Raw genomic sequence first — 13,387 nt, 5'->3', positions numbered from 1 at the left:
GTCCGTGCCAGCGTCGTCTCGGCGCACGGGTCGTGTCTCTCAACTCGGACGCGGCGGACAGGTGATGGCCTAGAGTGCCGCCTTGTGCGCGCTCCCACTGAGAACCGCCTGCTGGCCCGTGCGCGACGGGCCACCCCGTCGCTCGTGGGCGGATGGGCGAAGCGGCAGGCCAAGACCGTCGCGGCCCGCAGCGGCTACCTGGTCACCCGGCTCGACGACGAGGCCAAGCGGTACGCCGCCGTCAGCCACAACGACGAGGTCCCGCTCCCGCCGGGCGCGGAGGAGACGCTGCGCGCGGACAACCCACGCCTGGTCGAGCTCGAGCGCGCCTACGAGGCACTGCAGGTGCCGGCCACCGCGCACACCCAGTGGCGCTCCTCGTTCCTGCGCCGCAACCTGTCCATGGCCTGGTTCCGCGGCGACAACGCCTACGTGTGGCAGTTCCGCCAGCTCGGCAGCGCCGCCGGCATCCGGATGTACCTCGCACTGCTGGACGTGGAGTCCCGCGACCGTCTCGGGCTGCTGGACCGGCTCGCCGAGGACGGCCGCTTCGGTGCGTGGACCTTCCGGTACGGCGACCGCTCCCCCGTGAGCCGCGACCTGCTCGACAGCGTCAACGAGATCAACTACCTCGACGCGCAGATGGGGCTGGGCGCCATCGACGGCCTGCGGGTGCTCGACATCGGCGCCGGCTACGGGCGGCTCGCGCACCGCATGTCGACCGCGTTCCCCGGGTTGGCGGCGTACGACTGCATCGACGGGGTGGCGACCTCGACGTTCCTGTGCGAGTACTACCTGCGGTACCGCGAGGTGCCCGACACGGTGCGGGCGGTGCCGCTGCCCGACCACGCCTCGCTGGGTGAGCGCTACGACGTCGCGGTCAACGTGCACAGCTTCTCCGAGTGCTCGCTGGAGGCGATCCGCTGGTGGCTGGGCCGCATCGCCGAGCGCGAGGTCGAGTACCTCCTCATCGTGCCGAACACGCCCGGTGAGCTGCTGAGCACCGAGCTGGACGGCTCCTCGCTCGACTTCGAGCCCGACGTGCTGGCGGCCGGCTACGAGCTGGTCGACACCCGCCCGATCCACGACTCCGACGAGCTGCGCGAGCTCATCGACCTGCACGACACCTTCCACCTGTATCGGCGCACGGGGACCTCGTGACCGAGATCGTCGGCGACGACGACCGGTCCCCGGCCACCCTGTGGGCCGAGGAGAAGCTGCGCCGGTTCTCGGCGGCGGCCACGCACCGGATCCTGCTGCGCCGCGGCACCGAGCTCGGCATGTGGGTGGGCTGCGGCTTCCCCAAGTCCGGCACCAACTGGCTGTGCGAGCTGGTCGGCACCTCGCTCGGCCTGCCGGTGCCGGTGGACTACCAGTTGCCGCTGATGTTCCGCGCGGTCGTGCACTCCCACCACCTCTACGACGAGCGCACCCCGCCGACGGTCTACATCCGCCGCGACGGCCGGGACGTGATGACCTCGTTCTACTTCTACTGGACCCGCGCCGCCCGGATGAACAAGAACCCCCGCTTCGCGCAGGGCCTGCGCGACATCTTCGAGGACCTCTACGGGCCCGGCTTCGACCCCGACGACGTCCGCGGCAACATGCCGCGGTTCATCGAGTACCAGATGACCGTCGCCCCCACGACGCACGGCGTGACGTGGCAGCAGCACGTGCGCGACTGGTGGGACCGTCCCGGCGTCGGCCACGTGTCCTTCGAGGGGCTGCACGCGGACCCGGTGGAAGAGGTCACCCGCGCGATCGGGGCGGCGTGCGGCACCGAGCCCGACCGCGACCTGGTGCAACTGGCCGTCGACCGTCACGACTTCGCCCGCGCAGCGGGCCGCCGGTCCGGCGAGGAGGACCGCCGCGCCTTCCGCCGGCAGGGCGCGGCCGGTGACTGGCGGCGCCACTTCACCCGCGAGGCGGGCGAGGTCTTCGACTCCTTTGCCGGCGCCGACCTGGTCGACTTCGGCTACGCCGACGACCGCCACTGGTACGCCGACCTCTGAGGTCCACCGAGACCTGTCACGGCGACCCGCGGACACGAGCATTTCGTCCGCGTTACCGACAGCACGTGACATCCGTGCAATGATGGTCGCGTTGCGCGGTTCCTGGGGGGGAGCCAACTCGGGGCGCCACCACGTCAGGAGGGGACGTTGGCGACCATCGCACAGCCGCGCACGGGGAGCGCGCCATTGAGGTCACTGTTGGCCGGGGCTTGGCACCGGCATCGTGAGGACGTGTTCGCGCCCGAGAGCGCGACGACCGTCGACACCGTCACCGTCGGGTCACTGGCCCTGGCGGTGCTCTACGCGGCACTCGCGCCGTTGCACCTGTTGCTGCTCGAGGGCGTACCACGCGTCACCATGACGCTGCTCGCCACGACCAGCGGCGTCCTGTGTGCGGCGCTGTGGTGGCAGGTACGGCGCCTGGACCGCGCCCGGCAGGCGGGCACGGTCAACGCCTTCCTGCTGGCGATGTGTGCCGTGCCGCTGGTCAACAGCCTGACCCACATGGGCCTGACGGGCCAACTGGAGCAGACGACGGTGCTGATGCTCTCCGTCGTCGGTGTCGCCGCGGTCAACCCGCACCGCGCGCAGGTCGTCCCGTTGCTGACCGCCGCGACCGCCACCTGGGGTGTCCTGGTCTGGGCGACCAGCCCGGAGCCGGCTTCCCAGACGATGCACTACGCGATCCAGCTGGGCCTGGCGCTCGGCCTCGGCGTGGGCATCGCGCTCATCCGTGACCGGGTCGCGGCCCGGCTCGCCGGCGCGCGGGGCGCCCTGTCGACCCAGCTGGCCGACGCCGTCCGCCTCAGCGAGGCGGTCGAGCGCAGCGAGCACCGCTTCCGCAGCGTGTTCGAGGACTCGCCGGTCGGCATCGGCCTCTCGGACGAGCACGGCCACTTCGTCGAGGTGAACGACGCGCTCTGCGCCCTGCTCGGCCGTCCGGCCGGCGACTTGCTCGGCCGCTCCGCGGCGAACTTCACCCATCCCGAGGACCTGGCCATCCAGGCCGGGGCGGGCGCGATGATCGAGGCCGCCACCGACGGGGTGGCGCGGCTGGAGAAGCGCTACATCCGCCCCGACGGCGAGGTGCGGTGGGTGTGGCTGACGCTGCGCCACGTGCCCGGGCCCCAGCAGGAGACCTACACGCTGGCGCACGTGCAGGACGTGACCGCCCGCAAGGCCGACGAGGTGCAGCTGCGCCAGTCGCGGGAGGCGATGGCGGCCACCGCCGCCATCGCGTCGGCCAGCCAGCACAACGCGGACGCGCGCCCCGTGGCCCTCGACGCGCTGCGTTCGTTGAGCCGGTCCCGCTCGACGATGCTCTTCGAGCCCGTCGGTGACGGCACGCTCGCCATCACCGCGACCTGCGGCGACGAGAGCATGCTCGGCACGACTGTCGACCTGAACGAGCCCGCGGTGACCACCCGCGTCTTCGCCAACGCCCGGGGCACGTTCATCCCCGGCGCCCAGAGCGACCCGTCGGTCAACCAACGACTGCTGCACCTGACCTCCGCCGGGAGCGTCATGTGGGAGCCGGTCGTCGCCGAGGGCGAGGTCCTCGCCGTCATGGTGGTGATCTGGGACGAGTCCGAGACCCTGGTGACCGAGGTCGAGCGGCAGGCGGTCACGATGGTCGCCGCCGAGCTCGCCTCCGCACTGATGGCCGAGGACATGCGCACCCAGCTGGAGGAGGCGACCGTCACCGACCCGTTGACGGGGCTGCTCAACCGGCGCGGCTGGGAGCAGCAGGTGGCGGTGCTGCGGGCGCACTCGCAGCGCTCGCGCCAGCCCTTCACCGTGGCACTGGTCGACCTGGACCACTTCAAGCGGTTCAACGACACCCACGGGCACAACCGGGGCGACGACGCGTTGGCGCACTTCGCGGCACGGGCGCAGGAGTCACTGCGCGGCGTCGACGCGATCGCACGGTGGGGCGGCGAGGAGTTCGCGATCGCCCTGCGCGACACCGACGCCGACCAGGCCGCTGCCGTGCTGGACCGGCTCCGGGTCACCGCCCCCGGCGAGCTCACCTGTTCGATCGGCTACTGCGAGGTGCCGGCCGGCGGATCCGCGGACGACGGCCTGGTGGCCGCCGACCGTGCGCTGTACGCCGCCAAGGGCGACGGCCGTGACCGGATCCACCGCGCCGACGCCCCGGCACGGCGCGCGGCCGGCGCGTCCTGACTCAGCCCAGGCGGTCGATGCGCCGGCGCAGGTCGGCGGGATCGACCGTGGTCAGGTCGAGCTCGAAGAGGTCGGCGTTGGCGCGCAGCTGCTCGTCGCTCCACGTCCACCAGTCCAGTGAGGACAGCAGGTCCACGACCTCGTCCGGGTAGCGGCTGCGCACCACCCGGGCGGGGTTGCCGACGGCGACGGCGTACGCCGGCACCGACCGGGTGACGACCGAGCCGGCGCCGATGACGGCACCGTCGCCGACCTGGACGCCGTCGAGGATCGTGACGTTGTCGCCGATCCAGCAGGCGGCGCCGATCCGCACGCCGCGGGTCGGCGGCGCCAGCACGGAGCGGGCGCCGATGACGCGCCGCTGCACGCCCTCCTGCAGGTTGAGGAACTCGGTGTGATGATTCGCGCAGCGCACCACGAACGCGCCGGTGACGGTGTAGGGACCGATCTCGCACGGGTCGACGAACGAGGGCCGGTTGATGCGCACCCGGTGCCCGAGGACCGCGCCTCGGGCGACGAAGCTGCCCGGCGCCACCTCCACCTCGTCGCGGGCCCAACGCAGCCGTTGGCGCACGACGAGCGGCCAGCGCCCGAGGACGTGGAGGAAGGGACGGAGCAGGCGCAGCAGCACGGCGTCAGGATAGGCGCTGCGGATCCGCCTCGGGATCGCTCTCGTCGGCGTCGAGGACGTCGGTGGGATAGGTGTCGCCCTCGCGGAGGTGGCGGACCAGGGCGGCCCACCACCCGACGACGGTCAGCGACAGGCCGACCAGCGCGCCCCACAGCGCGCCCTCGCCGTCGCCGAGTGCCGCACCGACGACGAGGCCGACGATGGACAGCGCGGTCCCCACGATGTCGAGCACCATGACCACGCCGATCTGCCGGCGCCCCATCAGCGCGGCGCGTACGCCGCTCTGGGCCGCCATCGCGAGCACGCGCAGGCTGACCACCAGCAGCAGTGGCTCGACCAGGTCCCACACGTTGCCCAGCACGAGGCGGCCCACGGCGTCGGGCAGCACCATCAGCACCGCGAAGTTCACCGCGGCGACCGCCAGCGCCACCAGCAGCGCCCGACGCTGGTGTGCCAGCAGGCCGGCGTTGTCGGAGCGTTCGCGGGCGATGTCGGCACCGGCCGAGGTCGCGACGGCGGTCTGCACGGTCGTGCTCGGTCGTTCCAGGAGCAGCGCGGCGCGCACGGCGGCGACCGCCAGCGGGCCACTGATCAGGGCGACCAGCAGCGCGCCGACCAACGCGACGGTGGCCGAGGAGCTGGCCGCGACCAGCGAGCGCCACGAGAAGTGCCAGCGCCCGCGCAGCCAGGTCAGCGTCACCTCGCGTCGGCGGGGTACGCCGTGCTGCACGAACACCCACAGGCCAGCGACGGCCCCCGCGACGCCCCAGGCGAGGACGATCCCGGTCAGCGAGACGGTGCCGGACCACGCCAGGGCGCCGAAGGCGGCCACGACGAGCAGCAGCCAGAGCGTGTCGAGCACGATCGCCCGGCTGGGACGTCCCTGGGCGAAGGCGAGGTAGCGGCCGACGTCCTGGACCGAGAGCAGCGGCAGCACCGCACCCACGACGAGCAGCGGCACCGCGACCGGGTTGTCCAGGGGCACCAGTGCGGCGCCGGCGGCGAGGCAGAGGAGGCCGGCGGCGAGCGAGAGCACGACCGCCGTACCGAGCACCGCCCGGGGACGCTGTCGGGCGTCCTCGGGGTGCGCCATCACCGTCCACGACACCAGTGAGCGCACCACGGCGCCCTGGGCGAAGGAGTAGATCAGGAAGACCAGGCTGAAGCGACCGAAGTCGATCGGCGCCAGCGCGTGGGCGGTCCAGAGCAGCACCAGGAGGTTCGAGGCACTGGAGAGGACCTGGTCGACGGTGACGAGTCCCATGCGGCCACGGGCCGCGCGACGACTCGTCTCCGCCATCTCAGACCTCGTTCCGCTGCGCGCAGCCGCGCCTCCCCATCGACCTCGATAGGCTAACGTCTGCGCGTCGCCCCGTTCCCCGTGGAGGTCGTTTCGTGCCGTCACCCCTCGCGTACCGCTCCCTGCGCCGGGTGGCCTCGGCCCCCATCGCCCGTCAGGTCCTGCAACGCCTGCGGGCCCAGCACGACGAGCTGCGACTGGCGATCGGGCGCCTCGAGACCCACGTGCTCGCCGGCACCGTCCCCGGACGCCCCGACCGGCTCGACGACATCGAGTTCCGCGTGTTCTCCCAGTTCGGCGAGGACGGCATCCTGCAGCACCTGGTGCGCAACATCGGGCCGCACACCGACACCTTCGTGGAGATCGGCACCGGCGACTACCGCGAGTCCAACACCCGCTTCCTGCTGCAGAACGACAACTGGCGCGGCGTCGTGATCGACGGCGGCACCGCCCATGTCGACTTCGTCATGAGCACCGGGCTGAGCTGGCGCCACGACGTGGAGCCGGTGAGCGCGTTCGTCACCTGCGACAACGTCGACGACCTGCTGCGCGACAACGGCGCGGAGGGCCCGGTCGGGGTCCTCTCCATCGACGTCGACGGCAACGACTACTGGCTGTGGGAGGCCGTCACGGCGGTCGAGCCGGCCATCGTGGTCGTGGAGTACAACGCGCTCTTCGGCCCCGATGCCGCGATCACGGTCCCCTACGACCCGTCGTTCGTGAACAGCGAGGCGCACTGGTCCCAGCAGTACTTCGGTGCCTCCCTCGCGGCGTTGGTCCACCTCGCCCACGAGCGGGGCCACCGGTTCGTCGGCTGCTCCAGCAACGGCGCCAACGCCTTCTTCGTCCGCGACGACCTCGCCGGCGACCTGCCCGACCTCAGCGCCGCCGAGGGCTACCGGGAGAGCCGCTTCCTCACCTCCCGCAACCCCGACGGCACGATCTCGCGGATGCGCAGCGTCCCTGCCCGCCTCGAGCTGATCGGCCACCTGCCCGTCGTCGACGTCCGCACCGGCGAGACCACGACCGTCGCCGAGGCCTGCGTCGACCGCATCCGGGGGCAGCAGTGAGCACCACCGGACCGGCCGAGCGGCTCCGGTTCCACGAGCTGCGGCGCATCCTCCGGCTGCGCCGCGCCCAGCTGACCTTCACCCTCGCCGCCGTCCGGCTGCTGTGGTGCGCACGGCAGGGACAGGTCAAGGAGATCTGGGTGGGCGACTCCCACGCCGCGCTCGTGCCCGCCACGACGGTCGGCGCTCCCCTGCGCCACGTCGGCGACGGCCACTGGTCCTGCCACCTCGGCCCGCGGTTGATGTTCTCCATCGCCCGTGACGGGCTGCCGTCGTCCCTGGTCCGCATCAGCCGGCTGATCGCCCGCACCCGCAACGCCGGGGCGATCCGCTGGATCTACACCTTCGGCGAGATCGACACCCGCTGCCACCTCGCGCCCCGACTGGAGCGGCCCGGTGCGTTCGACTTCGTCGCGACCTACCTGGACCGGATCCACGACGGTGCCCGGCAGACCGGCGCCGACCGGGTCCTGGTGCTGGTGCCGTTCCCCGCCAGCGACCGCTACCCCGACCAGACCGGCTTTCCCAAGGTCGGCACGCCCGCCGAGCGGATCCGCGCCTGCGCGATCGTGCGCGAGGAGCTGCACCGGGCCGCCTCGACGCTGCCCGCGGGGCGCCCCCGGGTCCTGCTCCTGGACCGCACCGAGGACCTCGTCGACGACACCGGCGCCGCGAGCGAGTGGGCGACCTCCGACGGCGTCCACACCAACGACAACGGACGCGCGGTCCTGCGCGAGGAGATCAACCGCCTGCTGGCCACGTCCGGATCCTGACGCCGCGGCTTCGGTACCCTCCTCGGGTGCGCCACCACCTCACGATGCTCGTGTGCCTGCTGCCCGCCTGCGGGCTGAAGAACCGGCTGCTCAACCGGCTCGGGCACCGGGTGCATCCGACGGTGAGGTTCGGCATCTGCTTCGTGCAGCGCGTCGACCGCCTCGACCTCGCCGAGGGCGTGCGGATCGGCAACTTCAACGCCTTCCGCTTCATGGCCCTCGTCGAGGTCGGCCGCGGCTCGCGGATCGTGATGTTCAACTGGATCCTCGGTGGCTCGGGCTTCGAGCCCGGCGCCGAGGACCACGGCTCGCTGCGCACGCTCCGCATGGGCGAGAACGCCCACGTCATCAGCATGCACTACCTCGACTGCGGCGGCGGCCTGCTGATGGCCGACCACTCCTGGATCACCGGCATCCGCTGCACCGTGCTCACCCACGCCTTCGACCCCGAGAACGGCGGCGTGATCCTGGAGCCGGTCACCCTGGAGGAGGCCGCGGCCGTCGCCACCAACTGCACCGTGCTGCCCGGCGTCACCATCGGCGAGGGCGCCCTGCTCGCTGCCGGCTCCACCGCATGGACCCGGCAGCAGGTCACGCCGCGCAACCTGCACGGCGGCGTACCCGCCCGGCGGCTCGCGCCGCTCACCATCGCGCCGTCGCTGTACGACCGGCAGCGCTACGAGCCGTGACGAACCCCCGCCCGCTGCGTTGTGTGCTGTGAAGCGTCCCGCTGAGAAGAAGGATGACCATGTCCGACGTGCAAGGTTCGATCATCTCGATCATCCAGTCGCTCCTCGAGCAGTCCGAGAAGGGTGACCTCGCGGTGGCCATGGACACCGTGCTCCACGGGGAGGGCCTCGGCCTGGACTCGCTGGAGACCGCCGAGCTCTCCGCCCGCCTCGAGGACGAGTTCGGCACCGACCCGTTCGGGGCCGGACTGATGCCCGAGACCGTCGCCGAGATCGTGGGCTTCTACGCCGCCGGGGACGAGTCGGAGGCACCGGTCCCCGCATGAACACCCCCGCACCCCGCACCGTCGTCGTCACCGGCGGCAGCCGCGGACTGGGCGCCGGCATCGTCCAGTCCTTCCTCGACGCCGGCGATCGGGTCGCGACCTGCTCCCGGTCCGCCACCGACCTGGTCGAGCAGTGGCAGTCCGACGAGGCGCTCGCCGACCGGTTCCTCTTCCTCAAGGCCGACGTCTCCGACCGCGACCAGGCCACCGGGTTCGTCACGGCCGTCGTCGAGGAGTGGGGCTCCATCGACGTGCTGGTCAACAACGCCGGCGTCGCCCGCGACGGCGTCCTCGCGCTCTTCTCCGACGACGACGCCGACACCGTCATCGACCTCAACCTCAAGGCCACGATCAGCCTGACCCGGCGCGTGGTGCGCAACATGCTCGCCCACGGCGGCGGCCGCATCGTCAACATCTCCTCCATCGTCGGCCTGACCGGCTACCGCGGCCTGAGCGTGTACGGCGCCACGAAGGCCGCGCTCGACGGCTTCACCCGCGCCCTGGCGCGCGAGCTGGGCTCGAAGTCGATCACCGTCAACGGCATCGCGCCGGGCTACCTGCGCACCGAGATGAGCCACGGCCTGGACGAGGGGCAGCTCCAGCAGATCGTGCGGCGTACGCCGGCCGGACGGTTGGGCGAGCCGGACGACATCGCGCGCGCCGTGCAGTTCCTCGTCGACCCGCGCAACGACTGGATCACCGGCCAGGTGCTCGTGGTCGACGGTGGCCTCACCAGCTGAGCCGCCCGTGACCGCCCGCCCGCTGGACCCGAGCGAGATCTACTACGAGGTCGTCGACCGGTCCTGGCCGATGAACGCGTTCGGCTGGCTCGAGGTGGACGGCGTCCACGACGCCGAGACGCTGGACCGGGCGTGGCGCGACCTCACCGCGCAGGTCCCGGTGATGCGCACGCGGCTGGAGCGCACCGGCCCCCGCGAGGCGCACTTCGTCCTCGACGACGACCTCCCGCCGGCACCGGTGCGGTGCTACGACTCGCTGCCCGAGGCGCTGGCCGACCAGACGCACCGGCGGTTCGACCCCGAGGACGCGCAGGTGCGCTGCTCGGCCGTCGTCGGCGCCGACGCCACCACGCTGCTGCTGACCGCGCAGCACGCCGCACTGGACGGTCGTCCGCTCGCCCAGCTGTCGCTGCTGCTCGCGGGGCTGCTCGCCGGGGAGGACGTCGGTGACCATCCGCTGACCCGGCCCACCGAGCCGCTCTCGGCGCACGTGCTGCCCGAACGCGACTGGAGCGCACGCCGCGGCGAGATGCTCGCCCTCGCCCGGGCGGTCCGCGACGAGGAGGAGTACGTCGCCCACGGCAAGCCGCCGGCGTGGCACGACCCGTCGCTGGACCGCGACCGCGACGTGCAGTACGCCGTCCTCGACCTGACCCCCGAGGAGTCGGCCGCACTGCTGGCGTGGTCCAAGGAGGCGGGCGCCACCGTGCAGGGGGCGCTCACGGTGGCGCTGCTGCACACCGTCGCGGAGCTGACGCCGGGACTGACGCGGATCCCGTTCTCGACCACGGTGGACCTGCGGGCGCGTGCCGCGCCCAGCGCCGCGGAGCGGGTGGGGCAGGCGGCCGCGGTCGTGATGGCCTCCTTCGACGTGACCGAGGAGCCGGCGGCGCTGGCCCGGCGCGCCAGTGCCGAGGTGCGGCGACGCGTCGACCGCGGCGAGGCGGAGCTCTTCGTCGCGCTCAGCGGGGTCGACAAGCTCCCCGTCGGGGAGGCCAGCGACCAGGTGGTGCGCCGCTGGATGGAGGCGGCGACACCGACGGTCAACCTCAGCAACGTCGGCCGCGTCACCGGTGAACCGGCCACGGTGCGGCGGCTGGGGATGGCGCTGGCCCCGACGCCCAACCAGGTCCTCTTCGCCGCCGCGACGACGTTCCGCGGGCGAGCGTCGTTCACGCTCGCCGTGGACCGCAACCGGGTCGAGATCGACCTCGACACCCTCACCCGCACGCTGCACGGCTGCCTGACCGGGCTGGGCGGGGAGGCGCCGTGATCGAGCTGCTGCGCCGCGCCGCCGACCGCGACCCCGCGACCGTGGGCGTCATCACCGAGGCCGCGACGTGGACCTACGCCGAGCTGGCCGCGGAGGCCGAGGCGCTGGCCCGCGGCCTGGCCGCGGAGGGCATCGACCGCTTCGCGATCGTCTCCAACGACCTGGCCGAGGTGGTGGCCCTGCTCGCCGCGGCGTCACTGACCGGCGTCGACGCCTGCGTCTACGCCCCCGACGTCGCCGCCGGGGAGGCGGCGCGGCAGGCGGCCGCGTTCGACCACGGTGTCGTCGTCTCGCCACGCGAGGACCTGGCCGAGGCGGGCGTGGCCGTGCGGACCTCGTCGTCGTTGCGTCGCGAGGGCCGCCTGATCGAGGGACCGCCGGCCGACCGGCCGCTGCTGGTGCTGACGACCGGCACGACCGGCACGCCGCGCGGCGTACGCCACGACTGGACGCGGCAGCTCGCCCGGCTGCGCGACACCCGCGACGGCACCGGCCAGGTGTGGCTGCTGGCCTACGGCCCGCAGCAGTACGCCGGCCTGCAGGTCCTCGTCCACGTCCTCGGCACCGGCGCCACGCTGGTCGCGCCGTCGGTGCGCCGCCCGCAGGCGGTGCTCGGGCTGGTCCACGACCACGGCGTCGACCACATCAGCGCGACGCCGACGTTCTGGCGCTTCCTGCTCGCCGAGCTGCGCGCCGACGACCGTCCGCTGCCGGCGCTGCGGCAGGTCACGCTCGGCGGCGAGGCAGCGCCCGGGGAGCTCCTGGACGACCTCCACGCGACCTTCGCCGACGCGCGCATCTCCCACATCTACGCAGGCTCGGAGTTCGGCTCGACCGGCTCGGTGCGCGACGGCGACAGCGGCCTGCCGGCGAGCCTGCTGGAGGAGGACGGCGACGGCACCGTGCAGCTGCGGGTCGTCGAGGGCGAGCTGTGGGTGCGCTCCCGCGCGAGCATGCTCGGCTACTACGGCGAGCCCGACCGTTCCGCCGAGGAGTGGTGGCCGACCGGCGACCTGGTCGAGGTCGCCGGCGACCGGATCGTCTTCCGTGGCCGCAGCTCGGAGGTGATCAACGTCGGCGGGGTGAAGGTGCACCCGCTGCCGGTCGAGGAGCGCGTGCTGGCGCTGCCCGAGGTACGGGCCGCCCGGGTCCACGGCCGCGCCAACCCGCTGGTGGGGGCCGTCGTGGCGGTCGACGTCGTCCCCGAGGACGGCACCGATCCCGACGCCCTGAAGTCCGCGGTCCGGGCCGCCTGCGCCGAGCTTCCCCGGCCCTGGCAGCCGCGCAGCATCACCCTCGTCGACGAGGTCACCACCAAGGGTGGCAAGGTCGTACGCCGCGACACCTGAGCCGGCGACAGCGCCCGGTTCGAAGCGGTGCGGTGGGGCCATGGCTCCCTCAGCCGTTCCTGACGTTTCGCCCGTGCCACGATCACGGCATGACTGGTGCTGTCGTCTTGCCCGGGGCTACGACCGAACGCGGGCTCCGGGCTTTGCTGACGTCTCGACGATCGACCAAACAGTTCGATCCGAACCGGCACCTCACCCTGGACGACGTCTCGGCGATGGCCCGGCAACAGACCTCAGTCGGTGTTGTCGAGAATCAGTCGGGTCGCCTCGTGCGGTGCGTCCCACTGGGGGAAGTGGCCGCACCGCTCGAACCAGTGCAGTTCCGCGTCGGGGAACAGGTCCGTCGCACGCGCCGCCTGTCGGGGCACGGTGACCAGGTCACGGCGACCCCAACCGATCGTGACCCGGCCCGGGACGGTGCCGGCCGGGGCGCCCTGTTGCTTGGGCCCCTTGGTCAGGGCATCCAGGGCAGCGCCCGTCGAGGGAGAGTCGGCCAACCCGCGCACGTCCGGCAACACGGTCTCTCGCGACAGCGCCCAGGGCCGTGCCGACAACTGCGCGAGCAGCAGGGTCCGACCCACGGAGCTGCCGAGGAGGGCCGGCAGAATGCCCCGCAGCGCTCGGACTGCAGCGATCGACGGTCGCAGCGTGGCGCCGAAGACGGTGAGCTCACGGTCGCTCCAGAAGCCGCCCGGGTCCAACGCCACGGTGTCGCCGCCGAGGCCCCGCCGCGCGAGCTCGAGGACCATCCGACCGCCCATCGACTGACCGACGGTCGAGACCCCCTCCAAGCACTGTTCGCGGATGAAGTCCGCGACGGAATCGGTCAGGGTGGCGATCGAGACCTCGCCGGTCAGCGACGGCGTCTCGCCGAACCCCGGTAAATCGACGGCGATCACCTCACGGCTCTCGGCCAGTTCGTCGAGGATCGGGGACCACGATCGCCACCCAGCGCCCAGGCCGTGCACCAGCAACAGCGGGCTGCCGCTCCCTCGCCTCACGTGGTTCAACGTCACATTGGGAACGCTAGCTCGCCGACG

The 13,387-nt window shown here is 72.7% G+C and carries 13 protein-coding genes; 10 read left to right on the top strand and 3 right to left on the bottom strand.

Translation table 11 applies throughout. From position 1 onward, the window contains the following. Nucleotides 1-84: 84 nt before the first annotated feature. The 3 genes from KUV85_RS16710 to KUV85_RS16700 all read left to right on the top strand — a co-directional run bounded on the left by KUV85_RS16710 (nt 85) and on the right by KUV85_RS16700 (nt 4,196). A complete protein-coding gene (locus KUV85_RS16710) occupies nt 85-1,161 on the top strand; it encodes a putative sugar O-methyltransferase (RefSeq protein WP_219961014.1) in 1,077 nt (358 codons plus the stop codon). Further along, on the top strand, nt 1,158-2,012 hold the full coding sequence (locus KUV85_RS16705) for a sulfotransferase domain-containing protein (protein ID WP_219961013.1): 855 nt from the start codon (nt 1,158-1,160) through the stop codon (nt 2,010-2,012). Before KUV85_RS16710 ends, KUV85_RS16705 begins: the two co-directional genes overlap by 4 nt. A 231-nt stretch (nt 2,013-2,243) precedes the next feature. Then, nucleotides 2,244-4,196: a sensor domain-containing diguanylate cyclase gene (locus KUV85_RS16700; protein ID WP_219961012.1), complete on the top strand. Its 1,953-nt coding sequence runs from the start codon at nt 2,244-2,246 to the stop codon at nt 4,194-4,196. A 1-nt stretch (nt 4,197) separates the two neighbouring features. On the opposite strand, the gene KUV85_RS17655 is transcribed toward KUV85_RS16700, so the two are convergent. After that, entirely contained in the window at nt 4,198-4,827 is a 630-nt protein-coding gene (locus KUV85_RS17655) for a DapH/DapD/GlmU-related protein (protein WP_273543993.1), read from the bottom strand. Between the two features lie 4 nt (nt 4,828-4,831). Next, complete coding sequence (locus KUV85_RS16690; protein ID WP_219961011.1) at nt 4,832-6,127, bottom strand: hypothetical protein; 1,296 nt, start codon at nt 6,125-6,127, stop codon at nt 4,832-4,834. Between the two features lie 95 nt (nt 6,128-6,222). Here KUV85_RS16690 and KUV85_RS16685 point away from each other — a divergent pair, with 95 nt between their 5' ends. The 7 genes from KUV85_RS16685 to KUV85_RS16655 are packed head-to-tail and all read left to right on the top strand — an operon-like array spanning nt 6,223 to nt 12,347. Then, nucleotides 6,223-7,197 carry a hypothetical protein gene (locus tag KUV85_RS16685; protein ID WP_219961010.1) on the top strand — a complete coding sequence of 325 codons (975 nt, stop codon included), beginning with the start codon at nt 6,223-6,225 and terminating at the stop codon, nt 7,195-7,197. Further along, nucleotides 7,194-7,970 (top strand): hypothetical protein, encoded by a 777-nt coding sequence (locus KUV85_RS16680; RefSeq protein ID WP_219961009.1) that lies wholly within the window; start codon nt 7,194-7,196, stop codon nt 7,968-7,970. Before KUV85_RS16685 ends, KUV85_RS16680 begins: the two co-directional genes overlap by 4 nt. Before the next feature lie 26 nt (nt 7,971-7,996). Further along, nucleotides 7,997-8,659: an acyltransferase gene (locus tag KUV85_RS16675; RefSeq protein WP_219961008.1), complete on the top strand. Its 663-nt coding sequence runs from the start codon at nt 7,997-7,999 to the stop codon at nt 8,657-8,659. Between the two features lie 59 nt (nt 8,660-8,718). Beyond that, entirely contained in the window at nt 8,719-8,985 is a 267-nt protein-coding gene (locus KUV85_RS16670) for a phosphopantetheine-binding protein (RefSeq protein ID WP_219961007.1), read from the top strand. Further along, the gene (locus KUV85_RS16665; protein WP_219961006.1) at nt 8,982-9,725 is read left to right on the top strand and encodes an SDR family NAD(P)-dependent oxidoreductase; all 744 of its coding nucleotides are present in this window, start codon (nt 8,982-8,984) and stop codon (nt 9,723-9,725) included. The genes KUV85_RS16670 and KUV85_RS16665 overlap by 4 nt, the downstream gene beginning before the upstream one ends. A 7-nt stretch (nt 9,726-9,732) precedes the next feature. Beyond that, entirely contained in the window at nt 9,733-10,998 is a 1,266-nt protein-coding gene (locus KUV85_RS16660) for a phthiocerol/phthiodiolone dimycocerosyl transferase family protein (RefSeq protein WP_219961005.1), read from the top strand. Beyond that, the gene (locus KUV85_RS16655) at nt 10,995-12,347 is read left to right on the top strand and encodes a class I adenylate-forming enzyme family protein (protein ID WP_219961004.1); all 1,353 of its coding nucleotides are present in this window, start codon (nt 10,995-10,997) and stop codon (nt 12,345-12,347) included. Before KUV85_RS16660 ends, KUV85_RS16655 begins: the two co-directional genes overlap by 4 nt. Nucleotides 12,348-12,580: 233 nt before the next feature. Here KUV85_RS16655 and KUV85_RS16650 read toward each other — a convergent pair whose 3' ends face one another. Next, on the bottom strand, nt 12,581-13,348 hold the full coding sequence (locus tag KUV85_RS16650; protein WP_219961003.1) for an alpha/beta fold hydrolase: 768 nt from the start codon (nt 13,346-13,348) through the stop codon (nt 12,581-12,583). Nucleotides 13,349-13,387: the final 39 nt, after the last annotated feature.

The sequence above is a fragment of the Nocardioides panacisoli genome, assembly GCF_019448235.1.
GTDB lineage: Bacteria > Actinomycetota > Actinomycetes > Propionibacteriales > Nocardioidaceae > Nocardioides > Nocardioides panacisoli_A.
The sequence above is the reverse complement of the archived record's forward strand: the minus strand, read 5'-3'. Positions and strand labels throughout refer to the sequence as shown.

Excerpts from the sequence above, each read along its gene's own strand:
- KUV85_RS16690 (WP_219961011.1), bottom strand. The coding sequence starts at position 6,127 with ATGGCGGAGACGAGTCGTCGCGCGGCCCGTGGCCGCATGGGACTCGTC.
- KUV85_RS16670 (WP_219961007.1), top strand. The coding sequence starts at position 8,719 with ATGTCCGACGTGCAAGGTTCGATCATCTCGATCATCCAGTCGCTCCTC.
- KUV85_RS16665 (WP_219961006.1), top strand. The coding sequence starts at position 8,982 with ATGAACACCCCCGCACCCCGCACCGTCGTCGTCACCGGCGGCAGCCGC.